The sequence below is a fragment of the Streptomyces sp. NBC_01224 genome (assembly GCF_036002945.1).
Classification (GTDB): Bacteria; Actinomycetota; Actinomycetes; order Streptomycetales; family Streptomycetaceae; genus Streptomyces.
Window position 1 is genome coordinate 5,688,413 of the sequence record NZ_CP108529.1, and the last position, 19,133, is coordinate 5,707,545.

17 protein-coding genes are annotated in these 19,133 nt (G+C 68.7%); 5 read left to right on the top strand and 12 right to left on the bottom strand.

Features of this window, described 5'->3' with window-relative positions; all coding sequences use genetic code 11:
* Nucleotides 1-118 precede the first annotated feature (118 nt).
* The gene (locus OG609_RS25510; protein WP_327274951.1) at nt 119-1,900 is read left to right on the top strand and encodes a DEAD/DEAH box helicase; all 1,782 of its coding nucleotides are present in this window, start codon (nt 119-121) and stop codon (nt 1,898-1,900) included.
* Between the two features lie 64 nt (nt 1,901-1,964).
* Here OG609_RS25510 and OG609_RS25515 read toward each other — a convergent pair whose 3' ends face one another.
* From OG609_RS25515 to OG609_RS25530, 4 genes are all read right to left on the bottom strand, one after another.
* Complete coding sequence (locus tag OG609_RS25515; RefSeq protein WP_327274952.1) at nt 1,965-2,651, bottom strand: hypothetical protein; 687 nt, start codon at nt 2,649-2,651, stop codon at nt 1,965-1,967.
* A gap of 5 nt (nt 2,652-2,656) precedes the next feature.
* Nucleotides 2,657-4,954, bottom strand: coding sequence for a hypothetical protein (locus OG609_RS25520; RefSeq protein ID WP_327274953.1), 2,298 nt, complete (start codon nt 4,952-4,954; stop codon nt 2,657-2,659).
* On the bottom strand, nt 4,954-5,400 hold the full coding sequence (locus OG609_RS25525) for a hypothetical protein (protein WP_327274954.1): 447 nt from the start codon (nt 5,398-5,400) through the stop codon (nt 4,954-4,956). Before OG609_RS25525 ends, OG609_RS25520 begins: the two co-directional genes overlap by 1 nt.
* Nucleotides 5,401-5,775: 375 nt before the next feature.
* On the bottom strand, nt 5,776-6,345 hold the full coding sequence (locus OG609_RS25530) for a hypothetical protein (RefSeq protein ID WP_327274955.1): 570 nt from the start codon (nt 6,343-6,345) through the stop codon (nt 5,776-5,778).
* Between the two features lie 312 nt (nt 6,346-6,657).
* Between OG609_RS25530 and OG609_RS25535 the strand changes: the two genes are divergently transcribed.
* The 4 genes from OG609_RS25535 (at nt 6,658) to OG609_RS25550 (ending at nt 12,382) form a co-directional block, all read left to right on the top strand.
* Complete coding sequence (locus tag OG609_RS25535; RefSeq protein WP_327274956.1) at nt 6,658-8,274, top strand: WxL domain-containing protein; 1,617 nt, start codon at nt 6,658-6,660, stop codon at nt 8,272-8,274.
* A 173-nt stretch (nt 8,275-8,447) separates the two neighbouring features.
* A complete protein-coding gene (locus tag OG609_RS25540) occupies nt 8,448-10,418 on the top strand; it encodes a hypothetical protein (RefSeq protein ID WP_327274957.1) in 1,971 nt (656 codons plus the stop codon).
* A gap of 340 nt (nt 10,419-10,758) precedes the next feature.
* Nucleotides 10,759-11,400, top strand: a complete 642-nt coding sequence (locus OG609_RS25545; RefSeq protein WP_093900273.1) for an IclR family transcriptional regulator — start codon at nt 10,759-10,761, stop codon at nt 11,398-11,400.
* Nucleotides 11,401-11,587: 187 nt separating this feature from the next.
* On the top strand, nt 11,588-12,382 hold the full coding sequence (locus OG609_RS25550; protein ID WP_327274958.1) for a S16 family serine protease: 795 nt from the start codon (nt 11,588-11,590) through the stop codon (nt 12,380-12,382).
* Here the strand turns inward: OG609_RS25550 and OG609_RS25555 are convergent.
* The 8 genes from OG609_RS25555 to OG609_RS25590 form a co-directional block, all read right to left on the bottom strand.
* Entirely contained in the window at nt 12,312-13,682 is a 1,371-nt protein-coding gene (locus tag OG609_RS25555; RefSeq protein ID WP_327274959.1) for an MFS transporter, read from the bottom strand. The two genes, OG609_RS25550 and OG609_RS25555, sit on opposite strands and share 71 nt — an antisense overlap.
* Nucleotides 13,679-13,876 carry a hypothetical protein gene (locus OG609_RS25560; RefSeq protein WP_327274960.1) on the bottom strand — a complete coding sequence of 66 codons (198 nt, stop codon included), beginning with the start codon at nt 13,874-13,876 and terminating at the stop codon, nt 13,679-13,681. The genes OG609_RS25555 and OG609_RS25560 overlap by 4 nt, the downstream gene beginning before the upstream one ends.
* Nucleotides 13,877-14,038: 162 nt before the next feature.
* Nucleotides 14,039-14,647, bottom strand: a complete 609-nt coding sequence (locus OG609_RS25565; RefSeq protein WP_327274961.1) for a winged helix-turn-helix domain-containing protein — start codon at nt 14,645-14,647, stop codon at nt 14,039-14,041.
* A gap of 86 nt (nt 14,648-14,733) precedes the next feature.
* Entirely contained in the window at nt 14,734-15,714 is a 981-nt protein-coding gene (locus tag OG609_RS25570; RefSeq protein WP_327274962.1) for a glycine betaine ABC transporter substrate-binding protein, read from the bottom strand.
* A 1-nt stretch (nt 15,715) separates the two neighbouring features.
* Entirely contained in the window at nt 15,716-16,510 is a 795-nt protein-coding gene (locus OG609_RS25575; protein WP_327278183.1) for an ABC transporter permease, read from the bottom strand.
* 101 nt (nt 16,511-16,611) lie between these two features.
* Nucleotides 16,612-17,811: an ABC transporter ATP-binding protein gene (locus OG609_RS25580; protein WP_327278184.1), complete on the bottom strand. Its 1,200-nt coding sequence runs from the start codon at nt 17,809-17,811 to the stop codon at nt 16,612-16,614.
* 94 nt (nt 17,812-17,905) lie between these two features.
* Entirely contained in the window at nt 17,906-18,553 is a 648-nt protein-coding gene (locus OG609_RS25585) for an ABC transporter permease (RefSeq protein WP_327274963.1), read from the bottom strand.
* A gap of 15 nt (nt 18,554-18,568) precedes the next feature.
* Entirely contained in the window at nt 18,569-19,042 is a 474-nt protein-coding gene (locus OG609_RS25590; protein WP_327274964.1) for an Lrp/AsnC family transcriptional regulator, read from the bottom strand.
* Nucleotides 19,043-19,133: the final 91 nt, after the last annotated feature.

The following is a 19,133-nucleotide window of genomic DNA, read 5'->3' on the forward strand; positions in this document are numbered from 1 at the left end:
TCGAGGCGGTTCACGCCCGGGCCCCCGGTAGGGTGGCCCGGTTGTCGTATCGCGTACGAGTCCGTCCCGGCCCGTACGGACAGCGCCCCACGTACCCGAGAGACCCGAACCGGAGACCGTGACTACTACCGCCTCCCACCACCTCTCACCCGCCTTTCCCGGCCGCGCCCCCTGGGGCACGGCCGGCAAGCTGCGAGCCTGGCAGCAGGGCGCCATGGAGAAGTACATCCAGGAGCAGCCGCGCGACTTCCTCGCGGTCGCCACCCCCGGCGCGGGGAAGACCACCTTCGCGCTGACCCTCGCGTCATGGCTGCTGCACCACCACGTGGTGCAGCAGGTCACCGTCGTCGCGCCGACCGAGCACCTGAAGAAGCAGTGGGCCGAGGCAGCTGCCCGGATAGGGATCAAGCTCGACCCCGAGTACAGCGCGGGCCCGCTGAGCAAGGAGTACGACGGCGTCGCGGTCACCTACGCGGGTGTCGGCGTCCGGCCGATGCTGCACCGCAACCGGTGCGAGCAGCGCAAGACCCTCGTGATCCTCGACGAGATCCACCACGCCGGTGACTCGAAGTCCTGGGGCGAGGCCTGCCAGGAGGCGTTCGACCCGGCCACCCGGCGGCTCGCGCTCACCGGTACGCCGTTCCGGTCCGACACCAACCCGATTCCCTTCGTCGTGTACGAGGAGGGGAACGACGGCATCCGGCGCTCCTCGGCCGACTACACCTACGGCTACGGCAACGCGCTCGCCGACGGCGTCGTCCGGCCCGTGATCTTCCTCAGCTACAGCGGCAACATGCGCTGGCGCACCAAGGCCGGAGACGAGATCGCCGCCCGGCTCGGCGAGCCGATGACCAAGGACGCCATCGGGCAGGCCTGGCGTACCGCCCTGTCGCCCACCGGGGACTGGATCCCCAATGTGCTGAGCGCCGCCGACAAGCGGCTGACCGAGGTGCGCAAGGGCATTCCGGACGCCGGTGGGCTCGTCATCGCCACCGATCAGGAGTCGGCGCGCGAGTACGCCAAGATCCTCAAGAGGGTCACGGGCGAGAAGGCCACCGTGGTCCTCTCCGACGAGAAGGCCGCGTCGAAGAAGATCGACCGGTTCAGCGAGGACAATTCGCGCTGGATGGTCGCGGTCCGCATGGTGTCCGAGGGCGTCGACGTGCCGCGCCTCGCCGTGGGCGTGTACGCCACCACCATCTCCACGCCGCTCTTCTTCGCGCAGGCCGTCGGCCGTTTCGTGCGCTCGCGCAGGCGTGGCGAGACCGCTTCCGTCTTCGTACCGACCATTCCGATGCTCCTCGACTTCGCCAACGAGATGGAGGTCGAACGGGACCACGTCCTCGACAAGCCCAAGAAGGGCAGCGACGAGGAGAACCCGTTCGCGGAGGAGGACAAGCTCCTCGCCGACGCGGAACGTCTGGAGGACGAGGAGACCGAGGAGCAGCTGCCCTTCGAGGCCCTCGAATCCGACGCGGTCTTCGACCGGGTGCTGTACGACGGTGCCGAATTCGGCATGCAGGCGCACCCGGGGAGTGAGGAGGAGCAGGACTACCTGGGGATTCCGGGGCTCCTGGAACCCGATCAGGTGCAGCTGCTGCTCCAGAAGCGGCAGACCCGGCAGATCGCGCACAGCCGCCAGAAGCCGGCCGCGGACGCCGATCTGCTGGAGAAGCCGGCCGAGGCGCGGCCGGTGGTCACGCACAAGCAGTTGCTGGGGCTGCGCAAGCAACTCAACACGATGGTGTCGGCGTACACGCACCAGAGCGGCAAACCGCACGGAGTGATCCACACCGAGCTGCGGCGGGTGTGCGGCGGGCCGCCGAGTGCGGAGGCCACGGCCGGGCAGATCCAGCAGCGGATCCAGAAGGTCCAGGAGTGGGCCACCCGGATGAGGTGAGCCGGCAGCGACGGCCCCCGGTGCGCAGGCGGAGCGATCTGCCCGCGCGCCAGGGGCCTCGCAGTTATCCGGGCAGGGCGTCGGGTACCTTCGCCGGCAGCTTCGCCTGGGCGGCGCAGCCGAGTTCCTTGGCCAGGGCGCGGGACATGTCGTTGAGGATCGTCATGCGGTCCTTGCCGGTGCTGTCGGCGTTCATCTTGTCCTTCGCCGAGTACATTTCGGCTTTCACGTAAGGGGTGCTGCCTTCGGCTCGCTTTGTGGGGCATTCGAAGAACAGGGAAGTGGCCCCGTACCCCGTCGCGGAGGCGTACACCCCGAGCGGGTAGAACAACTGGTCGTGGTCTTTGTCCTTTGCCGCCTCCACCGGGTCCGGGTGGCTCTGCCGCGCCATGAACCCGATGGTCAACAAAGGACGTCCGCTCTTGTCGCCCTCCGGATACAGGATGCACTCGTAGCGGGAGATCGTGGATTCCTGAAGGCCCTTCGCGGCCGACTCCCGCGACCACCTCTCGGGATCTTCCGGCTCGGTGTATCCGTCCTTGCCCCCGATGTGCTTGAGCGCGGCCGCACCCGCCGACGTCAGCGTTCCGTCACAGACCTGTGATGTGGAGAGCGCGTCCGGCTTGTCGGTCCCGGCGCCATCGTCGCTGCACGCGGTGGCCCCGCCGGTGATGAGGGCCGCGCACACGGCCCAGCGGACCGGCGTCCACATGAACGCTCCGCTCCTGGTGCGGGTGATTGTCCGTCTCATGGTGGTCAGTCCTTGTACGGGGCGCGCCCGCGGTAGTCGTTCTGGAGCGACCCCGTCCCGAGGTAACTGCTCTTGACGTCCTGGGCCCAGTCCTGGTCGTCGCCGACTTTCTCCATTCGGGGGTTCGCCTCGACATAGTCGGTGTAGGCGTCTCCCAGTTGGGCCACACCCGCGCCGTAGAACTTCTGACTTGTCATCTGCGACTTCTCGGTGGCGTCCTGCTCGGAGCCGTCGATGCTCTTGTCGACCTCGTGGCCGATGAATGTATTCACCATGTCACCGACGGTGTCCGCCGCCATGGGAGCGACCACCAGGGCCGCGGCGGTGGAGCCGGGCAGCGGGATCGCCGCGATTCCGCCTCCCACCACCACGCCGGCGCCCAGCTTGACCCAGTCCCCGGAGCGGCCGAGAGACTTGTTGGCCTGCTCGGCGTCGTCCTTGTACGTGGTCTCCGCCTGCTGCACGCGCGAGTGGTCCAGGATGCCGCGGGCCTCGGCGCCCGTGGTGAGCGCGTCGTGCGCGTTGCCGATGTTCGCCTCGCTCGTGGCCGGGTAGGCGTCCAGCGCACTGAGCGTGTACAGGTGCTGCGCGGACGTGACCACTCCGTGCGAGGTCTCGTCCTGGCCCAGCACGCTGAGGAAATTGATGGCGCCGGCGTTGCCGAAATTCGCCCGCCCCTGGTACTTCGCGGGGAACGTACCGTCGTCCTTCGCCTCATCGCCGATGCCCGACAGGCTGTAGTCGATGTCGTCGATGTACGCAGCGCCCATCTTCCCCAGGCTGTCGGCCAGTTGTGACTGCTCGTGCAGCATTTTGGGGCCGTCCTCGCTCCCGTACAGGAACGCCACCTGCTCCATGACGCCTGCCGTCGCGGCCGTCCGGTGGTCTCTGCTGCCGGGGACCATCGGGTCCTTGCCGGCCATCGGGTCGGCGTCGTACGCGTATCCGGTGGTGGCCGCTTCCAGAGCGTGACCGAGCGAGTCATGGCCGGCGATGACCTTGCTGTCGCCGCCGAAGGTGGCGTCCGGGAGCCAGATACGGTCCTTGGTCAGGTACTTGAGGTGATCGTTCACCTCGCTCTCCTTGTCGACCGTCGCCCCCGCGCCGTCGGGCTGTGCGAAGAACTGGGTCGAGGCGTCGGGGTTGTGGCCCAGGGCTTCCATGAAGCCGGTCATCGGGTCCCGGCCGCGGTCGTTCTTCCCGTAGAAGTTGAGGTCTCCCTGATTCCAGTTGTTGATCCAGGGGCTCATGTCCTTGACGTTGCGTTCCTTGTCGTAGGCGATGAGCTTGTCGCCGTAGTCGTTGAGGAACTGGTCGTCGTAGTCGCCGAAGCGCATGAGGTTGCTCATGACGCCGAAGCCCGTCGGGTCGGTGGCGTCGTCGATGCCGAGCCGGTCCGGGCCCAGCTTCACCATCTTCTCTTCCCAGGCCTGCATCTTGTCGCTGTCGGAGAGCGTGGCCGTGCCCAGCGTGATACCGAGATTCTTCTGAAGCCGTTTCGCCTGCTCGATCCGGTCCCGGTCGGTCCCGTATCCCTGGTACGGATCGGCGATTCCGGCATAGAACTCCAGGACCTCCTTCGGCTTCACCTGAGTGGCGAACCGCTCGGCGAAGAGCGGGTCGTTCTTGTAGGCGGCCAGGGTGGTGTTGAGCGTGTTGAGCTCGGTCAGCGTGACGTCGTGCGGGTCCTTCTTGAGGATCTCCGCCATCTTCTCCGCCTCCGCCACCGCCTTGGCCGCGGAGTCGCGGTCCGAGTAGCTGGCATCGGAGAAGCCGTACTTGGCCTGGTCGACGATGAGGGTGAGTACTTTCGCCGCCGATGTGTCGCTCTCCGTGGCCTTCTTCAGAATGTTCTGAATCTCGTCCCGGAACCTGTCGACGTCCTGCTGGGTGTGCTCGGGCAGCGTGGTGCCCTTCGCCGCACGGTCGGGGTGGATGTTCATGGTGACGGTGAAGGATCCCTCGCCGGTGTCCTGGACCGTGAGGTTCTTCTGCACCCCGCGGTGGATCGCGTCGTTGAGCTCTGTGCGGTAGCCGACGAGTTCCCCACGGGTGTCGGTGAGGATCTTTGTGATGGTTTCGGCCTGCGTGTGGGCGTCGGTGAACTCTCCGGCCGTCTTGTCCACGAAAGCGCGGGTCACAGTGGCGTTTTCACCGGCCCAGTTCGCTTTGTCCGACTTGGCTTTGAGGTCGTCCTTGGCGTCGCCCTGGAGGGTTTTGAGCTTTGTGACCATCTGTTCCCAGTCGGTGATGGCCGCGTCCAGGTCGGAGAAGTTCGCGAAGCGCAGGGAGTCGAGGTCCATCAGTGGCCCGACCTTTCGTCGAAGCCCTCGTCGAGTGTGTCGATGTTGCTGATGATCGTGCCGATGTAGACCTCGTCGCCGGCGTGGGCGCCCTTGGTGTAATCGAGGTGGTTCGAGATGTGGGCGCAGGCGTCCAGCAGGGAGCGGACCTGGTCGATCCACCGTGACGCCACGTGATCGAGGGCCGCGCCTATGGCGAAGGTCTCCGTCTTGAGGCCTCCGGCGGCCTTCTGGGTGGCGGTGCGGGCGTGGTCACCGGCCTTCTCGAGATCTCCGTACATCCGGTATGCGGTATTGCCGATCGCCGCCAGATCCTGCTGATTGACCTTCAGATCGCCCTGGGGAATCGGCCCTCCGCCGCCTGGATCGACCTGGTTCAATTGCATCTGAGTCGAGTGTCTCTCTGCCGCCTCGGATTTCAGCTGCTCCCACTCGTCCCACGCCACTGGTGGTTACCTTCCCCGTAGTCCCAATGATTCCCGTATGTCGCCCCTGTGGGCGATAAACGGTGCGTCACTTTATCAATGAGACCGGGCAGTTTCCGTAAGAGTTGACCATGAATTGAAATGATCAAGTGTGAGGGAAGTGTGTCCGGCGTGGCAATGCCGGGTGCGGGGTGCGGGGTGCCGGGTGTGCGGCGGGCCGGCCCGGGGCGGGGACAGCGGTCCTCGCCCCGGGCCGGCGTCGTTGGCGCGGATCAGGTGCGATCAGGCTCGGCTGCCGGGTGCGGATCGGGTGCGGTCGCCGGGTGCGGTTGCCGGGTGCGGTTGCCGGGTGCGGGTCGGGCGTCGTTGCCGGGTGAGTGGATGTCTTACGTACGGCTACCAGACGAACGGTGCGGACTGGTTGACCGTGGCCACGCACGGAACCGTGGCCGACGTCGGGGACGACGCCACGATCTGCAGTGACCAGTTGGTGGCGCTCGGGGGAGTGGCCAGCACCACGGAATCGGTGCGGTCACCCGCCGCCAGGGTGCCGGAGGTGAGCTTCAGCGGCCCCAGGGTGATCGGGTTGGGGCCGGTCATGCCGGGGTTGGTCTTCCCGGAGAACTGCACCTGACTGGTGACGCCGCCCGAGGTCTTGGTGAGCTTGAGCGTCGTCGTGATGCTGTTCGGGTCGGCACTGGCGCCGATCGGCATGGTGATCGCGGTTGAGTTGATCTTGATGGTCTTGGACGTGCCCGAGTCGGCGGCGGTCAGGGTGGCGACACCGTGGCCCCAGGTTCCGCAGTCGTACGTGGCCGTCGCGATGAGCGGGGCCACCGCCTGGGCCGACGGCGCCAGGGCGAGCGCGGCGGCCGCGGAACAGGCCGCGGCGAGCACGAGCGGGACGCGGACGCGTCTTCGGTTCGACGGCCGTACTCTCGACGGCCGTACAGAAGTGATCGACATGACGGGAGGGACTCCTTCCGGTTGAATTCCGCGGATTCGAAGAAATCGCCGTATGCGATCTTCCTGCGGATCTGCGTGCCGGGCCCGGCATGTCGGATGCAGTGAAACTGTGATCTTCGGAGATGTCAAGAGATGTCAACAGGTGCGTGGAAAGTGCTTGTGGAAATGCTTTTCGGGCATTTCAGATAACGATCATTCTCCGGATAAGGATCAGTCAATTCTCTCTTGACTTCTCTGCGTGCGACCTCCTCAATGTGCGCAAATCAATGGGCCATGGAGGGGTGTCTGGTGATTCGACGACGAAGACCTGGCGTGACCGGTCTGCTCGCTGCCTGCTTCGTACTGTCCCTGAGCTGCGTCGGGGCCACCGCCCAGGCCGCGCCACCGGCCGGACAGCAGGCCGCCGGTACGGTCACCCCGACCGTCCACTGCACCCTGCCCGCCGGCCAGGGGGAGGCGACCGGGCCGCAGGAGATGACCGTCGAGCTGTCGCCCGCGGTCGTCGCTCCAGGCGGCAAGGTGCATGCGAAGGTCACCCTCGGCCCGTCCCCCGCCACCAGCGCTCTCGCGCTGGACGATGTGCCGACCATCCCCAGCCTCGACCTCGCCATGTCCGGCGGGGCCACCGGAACCGTCACTGTGCGGGGCGCCGAGTTCACGATGGACATCCCGGCCGGGACGCCCATCGAACTCCCGCCGTACGAGGGCGACTTCCTGGTCCCGGCGGACGCCTCCGGCGACATCTCGTTCGCCCCGGTCCGTACGCTGACGCAGACCAAGGTGCTCGGCTCGGTCTTCGAGACGCCCTGCGACGTGGTCGAGGGGGGCGGCTCCATCGGCACGGTCACGGCGGAGGGCACCGGCTCCGAGCCCGCCACCCTGACCGCCCCCGCCGATCCCGTACGCCCCAACACCCCTGTGAAGCTGGGTGGTTCGGGCTGGACGCCGGGCGGTGCACCTGTGCCTTCGCTCTGCGCGGTGGGCGGTGGCGGCTGCGATCCGCTGAAGTTCAAGGGCCACACCCTCACCATCGACAGTTACGGAACGCTGCACGGCACGGCCACCCTCGCGGAGGCCGGAGCGGTGCCGGACGGCGCGTACGAGGTGAAGGTCAACGACGGTACGAAGGAAGCCACCGCTCCCCTCACCGTCAAGGCCGTCGCGGCCGGCGACCGCGAGATCTCGCTCTCGCAGAGCAGCGGACCGGTCGGCAGTGTGATCACGGTCAGCGGAAAGAACTACAACCCGGACCGCTGGATCAATGTCATCGGGCTCGACGCGACGGGCACCGGGCTCGACGACAGCGCGGTCTACGTCAAGAGCGGCTCGGACGGCACCTTCGCCGTCGAGTTCACCGTGATCTCCGATGCCGTCGTCGCCGTCCAGGCCGACGAGGGCAACGACCCCGCCACCGTACGGACCACCCCGTTCACCGTCACCACGGGCGGGGGAGGAGGCGGCGGCAGTGCCGACCAGAAGCTGAACACCTCGGTCCGGGCCGGGACACTGTCCATGGTCCAGGACGGCGACACCGTCGACTTCGGTACGACGGTCCTGGGCACCGGCAGCGGTGTGCAGCGCTCCCGGCTCAACCGGGTCGAGGTGGAGGACGCCCGCGGCGTCAACAGCGGCTGGTCCCTGACCGCCACCCTCACCGGCTTCACCAGCGCCGACGGGGGCACCATCCCGGCCGGCGCCGTCCGGTGGACACCCAAGTGCACGGCGCAGAACGGGAGTGTGGGAGCGCCGGTGGCCGGATCGCCCGCCGCGCTCGGGAGCGAGGCGGCGAGCCTCTGCCGGATGAATCCGGACGGATCCCGTCCGTTCACCGGCGGCCGGTTCGACGCGGACGCCGATCTCACACTGACGGTTCCCGGATTCACCCGGCCCGGAGATTACAGCGCCACCCTGACACTCACTCTTCTCTGAGAGCCGTCAGGGGGAAGACCCGGAGACGCCCGCCTGCTCCGTATCGCAAGGGAGCAGGCGGGCGTCGCCATTTCGAATTCGGAGAATTCCCGTAGTCATGGAGGAGCCGCATGTTCGTACGGCCGAGATCGAGAAGACCGGAAGGATCGAGAAGATCCGAAAGGCCGGGTGCGGTGTTACGCCGCGCCGTCGCCCTCACCGCCGGGGCCGTGCTGGCCTGGACGGGCGGAACCGTCGCACTCGCCCCCCTCGCCCACGCCGGCACGGTCACCCCGACCGTCCACTGCACCCTGCCCGCCGGACAGGGCGAGGCCACCGGGCCGCAGCAGATGAGCGTCGACCTCTCGCCGGCCGTCGTCGACCCGGGCGGCAAGGTCCACGCCAAGGTCACCCTCGGCCCGTCCCCCGCCACCAGCGGACTCAGCCTGAGCGATGTGCCCACCACGCCCAGCATCGACTTCGCCATGTCGGGCGGTGCGACCGGCACGGTCACCGTCACCGGGCCACAGATCAACCTCGACATCCCGTCCGGGAAGCCGATCGAGATCCCGCCGTACGAAGGGGACTTCATCATCCCCGCCAGTGCGAAGGGGCCGATCTCCTTCGCCCCGGTACGCAATCTGACGCGTACGAAGGTGCTCGGCTCCACCTACGAGACCCCGTGCGACGTGATCAGCGGTGGCGGCTCCATCGGTACCGTCACCGCCGAGGGCACCGCGGGCCTGCCCGCCACCCTGACCGCGCCCACCACCGCCGTCCGGCCGTCCACCGCGGTCGCCCTGACGGGCAGCCTGTGGACCGCAGGTGCCACCCCCGTGCCCTCTCTGTGCGCGGCGGACGGCGGTGGCTGCGACACCGGAAAGTTCGTCTCCAGCACCCTCGCGATCAGCAGCTCGGGGGAGCTGACCGGAAGTGCGGTGCTCGCCGCCGCCGGCACCGTGGCCGACGGCTCGTACCTGGTGAAGGTCGGCGACGGTACGAAGGAGGCGACCGCACCTCTGACCATCAGGGCGTACGTCCCCGGCGGCCCGCGGACCATCGCGCTCTCCCGCTCCGGCGCGCCGCTGGGCAGCGTCATCAAGGTCACCGGCAGCAACTACTTCCAGGACCGGTGGATCAACACCGTCGCCCTGGACGCGAGCGGAGCGACGCTCGATGACACCGCCGTCTATGTGAAGAGCACCCCCGACGGCACGTTCAGCGCCGACTTCACCGTTTCCGACCCGGCCATCGCCGCGATCCAGGTCGACGAGGGCAACGACCCGGCCACCGTACTGACCACATCGTTCGCCGTGACCGACGCCTCCGCGACGCTCTCGGCAGGCCCGGCGAAGGTCAAACCCGGCGGAACGATCACCCTCTCCGGCGGCGACTGGCCGACCGGGACCACGCCCGCCGCCGCACTCTGCGCCGCCGACGGCAGCGCCTGCGACAGCGCACGGATCAGCGGCTCCACCCTCCGGATCAACGCCGACGGAACGCTCGCCGGTACGGTCACCGTGGCCGGGTCCACCCCGCGCGCCGTGTACGCGCTCCAGGTCACCGCCGGGGGAGCGCAGGCCCTCACCCCGCTGACCGTCGCCCCGACCTTTGTCGTCCTCACCCCGTCGGCCGGGCCGAAGGGCACCGCCGTCACCGTCCTCGGGCAGGGGTTCGCGAAGGTCGCCACCGTATCCGTCGTCGGGCTGCGGGCCGACGGAACGCAGACGTCCGACCCGGTGAAGACGAAGGTGGTCGGGCTGGACGGGGCGTTCTCACAGACCTTCACGGTCAACGCCACCGACACCGTCGCGATCCGGGTCCGGGAGGTCCTCGTCAACCCGCGCACCGAGACGGCGGCGTTCACCGTCCAGGACGGGACCGTCCCCGCAGGACCGTCCTTCGCGCTCTCGCCGTCCGAGGGGCCCGTCGGCACGGTGGTCCAGGTGACCGGCCGGGGCTTCGCCCCCGTCGCCACGGTCTCGGTGACCGGCCGCACCGCGGACGGGAAGCAGACCTCGGACTCGTACGTCACCCGGGTCATCGGACTCGACGGCACCTTCGCCCTCAACTTCGCCGTCCGTGATCCGGCGACGAGGGCGATCAGAGCCTGCGAGGTGCTCGTGAACGGAAAAATTGTGCAACAGTCGTTCACGGTGAGTTAACGCCCGTTCACGTCCGGTATGCGGACGTGCCGCCGAGGCGTCGGCCGACCTGGACGCGCGTAGACGTCCAGATTTCGGCCGACGCTGCGCTGACCGGCGCTTATGTTTCTTCACCGCAACTCCACTTCCGCTGACGCCCGGATTCTGGACGAGGTCTTCCGCTGAGCGGACTGGCTCGCTACTGTCCAGAAAAAAATGCACGCCCCGTGGCAACGCCGCCGCGGAGCGCAGCCGGTTGCCTTGGCCAGGCCGGCGGCCTCTCCGTGCGTCGCCGCTGGGACCGGTGGCACACATCCCGTGGGAACCAGCCGCCGCCGCTCACCAAAGAGGAGAGGGCGTCGTGACCGCGGAGACCTCCCAGACGCTCGACCGGGGACTACGGGTCCTCAAACTGCTTGCCGACACCGACCACGGCCTGACCGTCACCGAGTTGTCCAACAAACTCGGTGTCAACCGAACCGTGGTCTACCGTCTGCTGGCCACCCTGGAACAACACGCCCTGGTACGCCGCGATCTGGGCGGCCGGGCCAGGGTGGGCCTCGGCGTGCTGCGCCTGGGCCGCCAGGTGCATCCGCTCGTGCGGGAAGCCGCGCTGCCCGCGCTGCGGTCCCTCGCCGAGGACATCGGGGCCACCGCCCATCTCACGCTGGTCGACGGCAGCGACGCGCTGGCGGTCGCGGTCGTCGAGCCGACCTGGACCGACTACCACGTCGCCTACCGGGCCGGTTTCCGTCATCCGCTGGACCGGGGTGCCGCGGGCCGGGCGATCCTCGCCGCCCGACAGAAGCCGGTGGGCGAGACCGCCTTCACCCTCACCCACGGCGAACTGGAAGCCGGGGCGAGCGGGGCGGCGGCCGCGCTGATGGGGGTGACGGGCGTCGAGGGGAGCGTGGGCGTGGTGATGCTCGCGGACTCCGTACCCGAACGCGTCGGCCCCCGAGTCGTGGACGCGGCCCGCGAGGTGGCGGACGCGCTCCGGTAGGGCATTTCGAGCCCGGCCTGTCGCGGGTGGCGGTCGGCCGGCCAAATCATGCCCGTCCGGCGATTGAGGACAAAGCGGTCGGCCGGACCGGCCCGGCCCTCCGCGGGAGCCGGGCCGGGCAGCCGGTACGGGCCGGGTCGACCCACCACCCGGCCCGTACCAGCGTCCCGGCGGTTAGATTGGGCGGGTGCTCACTCGTCTCTCGCGCCCCCGCACCCGCACCCTCATCCTGTGTGCCCTGCCCGTCCTCGCCCTGTTCGGCGTGGCCGCCTTCGCGCCGCTGCCGTTCACGCTGGCGCAGCCCGGCACGACCGCGAACGTGCTCGGGAAGGACCACGGCACCCCCGTGATCAGCATCAAGGGCGCGCCCACCCGCCCCACCAAGGGCGAGCTGCGGATGACGACGATCGTCGCGACCGGGCCCAACGCCGATGTCGGCATCGGTGATGTGGTCGACAGCTGGTTCCGTACGGACCGGGCGGTTCTGCCCCGCAACTCCGTCTACCCGACCGGCGGCTCCGAGAAGGAGATCGAGAAGCACAACCTCGAGGACATGAGGAAGTCGCAGAACTCCGCCGTCGACGCGGCCCTGAACTACCTCGGTAAGCCCAAGGGCTCGGTCGACGTCACCCTGCACCTCGCCGATGTCGGAGGTCCCAGCGCGGGTCTGTTCTTCGCGCTCGGCATCGTCGACAAGCTCGACGGCGACGGCTCCGGCGGCGATCTCACCGGTGGCCGCACCATCGCGGGCACCGGAACGATCCAGGCGAACGGCGCGGTCGGCGCGGTCGGCGGAGTGTCGCTCAAGACTCAGGCCGCGCACCGCGACGGCGCGACCGTCTTCCTCGTCCCGAAGGCCGAGTGCCGGGAGGCGGGTGCCGAGCTCCCCAAGGGGCTCCGGCTGATCCCGGTCACGACCCTGAAGAGCGCGGTGTCCTCACTCCAGGCGCTGGAGCAGGGGCGCAAGGTCCCGAGCTGCTGACCTCGGCGGCCGGTGCCGAGGCCTCCGCCTCCGTGCCCCCGGACCCGGACCCGGAATCGGCCGCGTCCATCGTGCGCCACACCGGGAACACCAACGGGCTCAGCGTCGCCAGCAGGTACACCGTGCCCATCGCCAGCAGCGCGCCTCTCGCGCCTGCGCTCTCCACCAGCAGGCCGGCCGCGAGACCGCCCACCGGCATGGCCAGTTCGCCTCCTGCCGTGAGGACCCCGGAGACCCGGCTGCGCAGCTCGTCGGGCACGCTCCCGTAGATCACCGTCGTCAGGATCGGGTTCAGCACCCCGCCCGCGATGCCGCTCAGCGCCATGGTCACGGCGAGCGGCAGCGTCGTCCCGGTCAGCGCCGCGACCGCGTACCTGGGCGCGCCGCACAGCACCACGCACACCGTGAAGACGGCCCGCCGCGAGAAACGGTGCCCGAACGCCCCGTACAGCAGCGCCCCGGTCAGCCCGCCCGCGCCGAACAGCGCGGTGAGAAGCCCGATGTCCCTGGCCCCGCCCAGTTCGGCGGAGGCGTGCACCGGCAGCAGGACGGCGTTCCAGCCCTGATCGGTGCCGTTCATGAAGAGGACCATCACCACGACGGCCAGCAACAGCCGGTTGCTCAGCAAGTAGGTGTAACCCTCGCGCAGTTCGGTGCGGTACGCCCGCAGCGAGACGGGCGCCGCGGCCTTGCGGGGCTCGGCCGCGCGTACCCCCCGCACCCCGACCGCGATCAGCAGCGCGGACGTCAGGAAGGTCGCGGCATCCAGCAGCAGTACGGTCTCCGCGCCGACCAGTGCGATCAGTACGCCGGCCAGCGCCGCCCCGACCATCCTGGCGCCGCGCGAGACGGCGTCGAAGAGGCTGGCGGCGCGGGCGAGGGTGGTGCCGGCGTGCTCGGCGAGATCCGGTACGAGGACGTAGCGGGCCGTGTTGCCCGGGGTGTGCAGGAGTCCGCTGACCGCCATCAGCGCGCACAGCATCCAGAACTCCAGGGAGTCCGCGTAGTGCAGCAGAGGGATGGCGGCTACGGCGACGCCGCAGACCAGGTCGGAGGCGACGGAGACCCGGCGGCGCCCGATCCGGTCGATGACGGGTCCGCCGATCAGTGCGGAGACGACGATCGGCAGAGTCGCGCAGAAGGCGACGACGCCGGCCCGTCCCGCGCTGCCCGTGGTCTCCAGGACGAACCACGGGACGCCGATGAGGGTGAGTGAAGTACCGGCCGTGGATATGGAGTTGGCGGACAGTACGGCGATGAGCGGGATGCGGTCGCGACTGCGGTCCCCCCGGCCGCTCATGCCGTACCGGGCACGACGGAAGGGCGGTCGGGGCTGTGGGGCATGATGCGCAGCCCCGACTCCACGAGGAGCCAGCCCAGCCGGGCGCGCAGCGAGGCGCGCGGATCAGCCGGAACGAGATCGAGATCCGTTGCCCGCCGCCGTAGTTCGGCGGAGCGCTGGTGGTGCAGCAGCAGATGAGTGTCGGAGTGCATGGCGGTGTCCTTCCGGTCGGAGGGGCTCATTCCTCGGCGACTTCGTCGCACGGCCGACTCGGTGCCCGACGGGCTTCCCGCACGGCCGGCCGGCGGCGTCGCGCGGTGGACCCGTCCGCCGGACGGGTCCACCGCTCTTCGGGCTGTTGCCCGGTGGGTTCGTTACTCGGCGGGGCGAGGGAAGAGGTGCACGTGGCTGCGGACGTTGGCCGAGCCCTCCGTGCCCTCCGGGACCCGGTCCTCATAGCTCGCGATGAGATCGTGGATCTTCCCGATCAGCTCCCTGGAGAGATCGGGGGTGAGGCGCACCTTGAAATCGCTGGCGTCCCAGCCGTGCAGCCACTCCTCGGGCCACTCGTGCATCGTGCCGAGCCAGGTGTTCAGCTCCTGGGCGTGTGTGGTGGCGATCTCGTGGAGTACGACGCCGACGGCGCCGCGCACCTCGGGATCCGGGTGGCCCAGGAATCGGTCGCTGTTGAAGGCGGTGCCTGTGTGGACGGCCCGCCACCAGCGTTCGCGGCCCTTGCCGCGCTCGGGGTCGTCCTCGACGAAGCCGTACGCCGCCAGCTGCCTGAGGTGGTAGCTGGTGGCGCCGCTGGACTCGCCCAGCCGGTCCGCGAGACCGGAGGCGGTGGCGGGGCCGAACTCGCGGAGCGCGCTCAGCAGGCGCAGTCGCAGGGGGTGGGCGAGCCCGCGCAGGGTGCGGGCGTCGACCGTGTGGACATTCGGGCCGACGACGGCGCTCTCGCCGTCGTCCTCTGTTGCGGGCATGGCTCAACCGTAGAGTTGCAAAGCTCTCTTTGCAACGATTTTTTTGCAGCGATTTCTTTGCGTCCTGCCCGGAGGGTCGCGACGGCTCACCCCTTCTTGATGAACCCCTCCTGGATCAGCCAGCCCTTCGCCACCTCGTGCGGGTCCTGCCCGTCGACATCCACCTTCGCGTTGAGCTCCTGCGCGACCTCCGTCGTCAGCTTCCTGCTCACCGGGTCGAGCAGCCCCGCGATCTGCGGGTACTTCTCAAAAGTCTTGGTGTGGATGACGGGCGCCGCGTTGTAGTTGGGGAAGAAGTGCTTGTCGTCCACGAGCACGTCGAGGTCCATGGCCCTGATCCGGCCGTCCGTGGTGAACACCTCGCCCAGCAGGCAGGAGTTGGACTTCGAGACCTGGGTGTAGATGATCCCGGCGTCCATCTTCTTGATGTTGGCGGCAGGGAGCGACATCCCGTACGCCTTCTCCATGCCCGGCAGCCCGTCGTCGCGCGAGGCGAACTCGTTCTCCACGCAGATCGTCACCGCCGACGGGTTCTTCTTCGCCAGCGCGGCGACATCGGAGAGCGTCCTCAAGTGGTACTTCGCGTTGTTCTTCCTGCTGATGGCGAGCGCGTAGGTGTTGTTGAGGGTGGATGGCGTCAGCCAGGTCACCCCGTTCTTCCGGTCCTCGTCGCGGACCGCCTTCCACTGCGCCAACGGGTCGGCGATCGGCTTCGCATGGCCCAGATAGGTGATCCAGCCGGTGCCCGTGTACTCGTACATCGCATCCGCGCCGCCCTTGATGATCGCCTCACGCGCACTGATCGAACCGGGCAGGTTCGTCCGGTCCAGGACCTCCGCGCCGGCGGCCTTGAAGACCAGGCCGATCATCTGGCCGAGGATGATGTTCTCGCTGAAGTTCTTCGAGGTCACGGTCAGCGAAGCACCGTCCAGCGGCTTCCCCCGACCCACGGAGCCCGGCACCACGTCGTCCACCATCGGCGAGCCGCTCTTCAGACCGCACCCGGAGAGCGTCAGCGTCAGGGCGAGTGCCCCTACGAGTCCGGCACGCACCTGCCGCGGGCCCATCTCACCCCACCTCCAGTCCACGCGGCGTCAACGCCACCTCGACCAGCGAGGCCAGCCAGTCCACCAGCAGCGCCAGCACCACCGTCAGTACGGAACCGAGCACCAGCACCGGCATCCGCTGGGTCTGGATGCCCGAGGTGATCAGGTCCCCGAGGCCGCCGCCGCCGACGAAGGTGGCCAGGGTCGCCGTACCGACGTTGAGCACCAGCGCCGTCCGTACACCGGCCAGGATCAGCGGGACGGCGAGCGGCAGTTCGACCTTGGTGAGCGTCCCCATCGCCGACATGCCGATGCCGCGCGAAGCCTCGACCAGGCTCGGTTCGATCGCCCTGAGACCGGCCACCGTGTTGGAGAACACCGGCAGCACCGCGTAGATCACCATGCCGATGATCGCCGTCGACGGGCCGATGCCCAGCCAGATGACCAGGAGAGCCAGCAGACCGATCGCGGGGGTCGCCTGCCCGATGTTGGCGACGACCGTGACCACCGGGGCGCCCTTGCGCAGCAGGCGCCGGGTCAGTGCGATCCCCAGCGGGATGGCGATGATCAGAACCCAGAACGTCGAGATCGCGGTCAGTTTCACATGCTGCCACCAGCGCAGCCGCACATTGCCGCCGGTGAGCGAATTCCTGGCGATCGAGTCGAGGTGGGTGTTGGTGATCCACAGATAGGTGATGGCCAGGACGATCGCGAGCGCGGCCGGCAGCAGCACCAGCTTGCGCCAGGTGATCCGGCGCCGCGGCGCCACCGGTGGCGGTGGGGGTTCCTCCTCCTCGTCGCGGAAGGCATGGCCCATGACGTCGTGTTCGCCGGGCGGGCGGTCCTTGTCGGACGCGGGCGCCGGGCGGGGGGAGCGCGCAGTCCGCGCCGATTCGGGATCCTGCGGGAAGTTGGGATTCATGCGCCCGCACCGCCCTCCAGCTCCTGTCCGGTCTGGTGGGCGCGCGTGTCCTCCAGGTCGTGCTGGTGCTCGATGGCGGCGAGCCGGTCGGCCTCCAGCAGTTCCTGGACGGAGTTCATCAGGGTGTGCATGTCGACGACCCCGATGAACTCGCCGCGCCGCCCGGTCACCGCGGCCCGTCCGCCGCTGTCGGTCAGCACCGCCTCCAGGGCGTCGTGCAGCGTCGCGTCCCGCGTCACCGTGTCATGGACCAGTTGCCCGGCACGCGCCAGCGAACCCCGCGCCCGCATCAGGTCGCCGCGCCGCAGCCACTTGTACGGGCGGTTCCTGCGGTCCAGCATCAGGAGCTCGTTGTGCGGGCCGCTGCGCAGCTTGTTGAAGATCGACTGGAGCGGGTCGTCGACCGTGACCGTCGGGAACTGGACCATCTCCACATCCCGTACGCGGGTGAGGTTGAGCCGCTTCAGCGCGGCCCCGGCACCGACGAAACCCGAGACGAAGTCGTCCGTCGGGTTGGTGAGGATCGCCTCCGGGGTGTCGAACTGCGCGATGTGTGAACGCTCCCGCAGTACCGCGATCCGGTCACCCAGCTTGATCGCCTCGTCGAAGTCGTGGGTGACGAAGACGATCGTCTTGTGCAGCTCGTGCTGGAGCCGGATCAGCTCGTCCTGCAGGTGGTCGCGGGTGATCGGGTCGACCGCGCCGAACGGCTCGTCCATCAGCAGCACCGGTGGATCGGCCGCCAGGGCCCGCGCCACGCCCACCCGCTGCTGCTGTCCGCCGGAGAGCGCACGCGGGTAGCGCCCGTGGAACTCCCGGGGGTCGAGGCCGACCAGATCGAGCATCTCCTCGACCCGGTCCTTCACCTTCGACTTCGACCAGCCGACCATCCTCGGTACGAGGGCGATGTTCTCGGCGACCGTCATGTGCGGGAAGAGCCCGGACGACTGGATCGCGTAACCGATCTTGCGGCGCAGCTTCACCGGGTCGATGTCGGTGACGTCCTCGTCGTTGATCCTGATCCGCCCGGACGTCGGCTCGATCAGCCGGTTGATCATCTTCAGGGTGGTGGACTTCCCGCAGCCGGACGGGCCGACGAAGATCACCGTTTCACCGGCCTTGATGTCCATCGTGACGTTGTCCACCGCCGGGCTCGGATTGCCCGGATAGCGCTTGGTCAGATTGTCCAGATGGATGGTGGCGCCGGAAGTGGTCTTCGTCGTTCCGGCGCTGTCGGCGGCGCTGCTCCCGTCGGCGGCACCGGAGCCGGCGTTCCCGGCGTCGGCGGTCTCAGACACGGATCCCCCTGGGAATGGTGAGCCGCCCGAGCAGTACGTACGCGGCGTCGAAGAGCAGGGCGAGGATGACGATGCCGAGCGTGCCTGCGAGCACCTGATTGAGCGCGTTGGCGCTGCCCAGCGAGGCGATGCCGCGGAAGATCTCATTGCCCAGGCCGGGGCCCGACGCATAGGCGGCGATGGCGGCGATGCCCATCAGCATCTGTGTGGAGACCCTGATGCCGGTGAGGATCGGCGGCCAGGCGAGCGGCAGCTCCACCCGGCACAGCCGGGCCGGCCGCGACATCCCGATGCCCTTCGCCGCGTCGACGAGCGACGGATCGACGCCGCGCAGCCCCACGATCGAGTTACGGACGATGGGCAGCAGCCCGTACAGCGTCAGAGTGATCACCGTGGGCGCGACCCCGAGCCCGACCAGCGGGATGAGCAGACCGATCGCGGCGAGGGAGGGGATGGTGAGGATCGTCGCCGTCGACGTGATGGCCAGCGACCCCGCCCATCCGCTGCGATAGGTGACGACCCCGATCAGGACACCCAGCACGGTGGCGATGACCATGCACTGGAATACGGCACTGACGTGCTGATACGCGTCGGTGAGCAGCTGTTGATGCCGGTTGCCCAGGTACTCCCAGAAGCTCACACGCCACTCCTCGGCTCAGTCGTTGTCCTCTGCGGCCTGCTCGACGAGCGGGATGATCCGCAGCGGAACCGGGTTCTCCATGACGATGGCCGTGGAGGCCCGGACGATGCCATCAAAACCGACAACCCGGTCGATCACCCGTTGAAGATCGGCGTTGGAACGCGCGACGAGACGGCAGAGCATGTCGCCGTGCCCGGTGGTGGTGTGCAGCTCCAGTACCTCCGGGACACCGGCCAAGTGGGCCCGTACATCGGCGCCTTGACCCTGCTTGATCTCCAGCGTCGCGAACGCGGTGACGGGGTAGCCGAGCGCCGCCGGATCGACGGTCGGGCCGAATCCGCGGATGACTCCATTCGACTGAAGCCGGTCGAGGCGCGCCTGCACCGTCCCGCGCGCCACGCCGAGCCGGCGCGATGCCTCCAGGACGCCGATACGGGGCTCGCGGGCCAGCAGTACGATGAGTCGCCCGTCCAGATGATCGATCGCCATGGGTTCGCCTCCGGGGGCCGCTGTGGTGGTCATCATGTACAGATAGCCCGGCCATCATCCCTATCGGCTATGCAGATTGCCCAGCCGATTC

Excerpts from the sequence above, each read along its gene's own strand:
- OG609_RS25515 (WP_327274952.1), bottom strand. The coding sequence starts at position 2,651 with ATGAGACGGACAATCACCCGCACCAGGAGCGGAGCGTTCATGTGGACG.
- OG609_RS25575 (WP_327278183.1), bottom strand. The coding sequence starts at position 16,510 with ATGGGCCATGCCTTCCGCGACGAGGAGGAGGAACCCCCACCGCCACCG.
- OG609_RS25555 (WP_327274959.1), bottom strand. The coding sequence starts at position 13,682 with ATGAGCGGCCGGGGGGACCGCAGTCGCGACCGCATCCCGCTCATCGCC.
- OG609_RS25570 (WP_327274962.1), bottom strand. The coding sequence starts at position 15,714 with ATGGGCCCGCGGCAGGTGCGTGCCGGACTCGTAGGGGCACTCGCCCTG.
- OG609_RS25565 (WP_327274961.1), bottom strand. The coding sequence starts at position 14,647 with ATGCCCGCAACAGAGGACGACGGCGAGAGCGCCGTCGTCGGCCCGAAT.
- OG609_RS25520 (WP_327274953.1), bottom strand. The coding sequence starts at position 4,954 with ATGGACCTCGACTCCCTGCGCTTCGCGAACTTCTCCGACCTGGACGCG.
- OG609_RS25530 (WP_327274955.1), bottom strand. The coding sequence starts at position 6,345 with ATGTCGATCACTTCTGTACGGCCGTCGAGAGTACGGCCGTCGAACCGA.
- OG609_RS25560 (WP_327274960.1), bottom strand. The coding sequence starts at position 13,876 with ATGCACTCCGACACTCATCTGCTGCTGCACCACCAGCGCTCCGCCGAA.
- OG609_RS25590 (WP_327274964.1), bottom strand. The coding sequence starts at position 19,042 with ATGGCGATCGATCATCTGGACGGGCGACTCATCGTACTGCTGGCCCGC.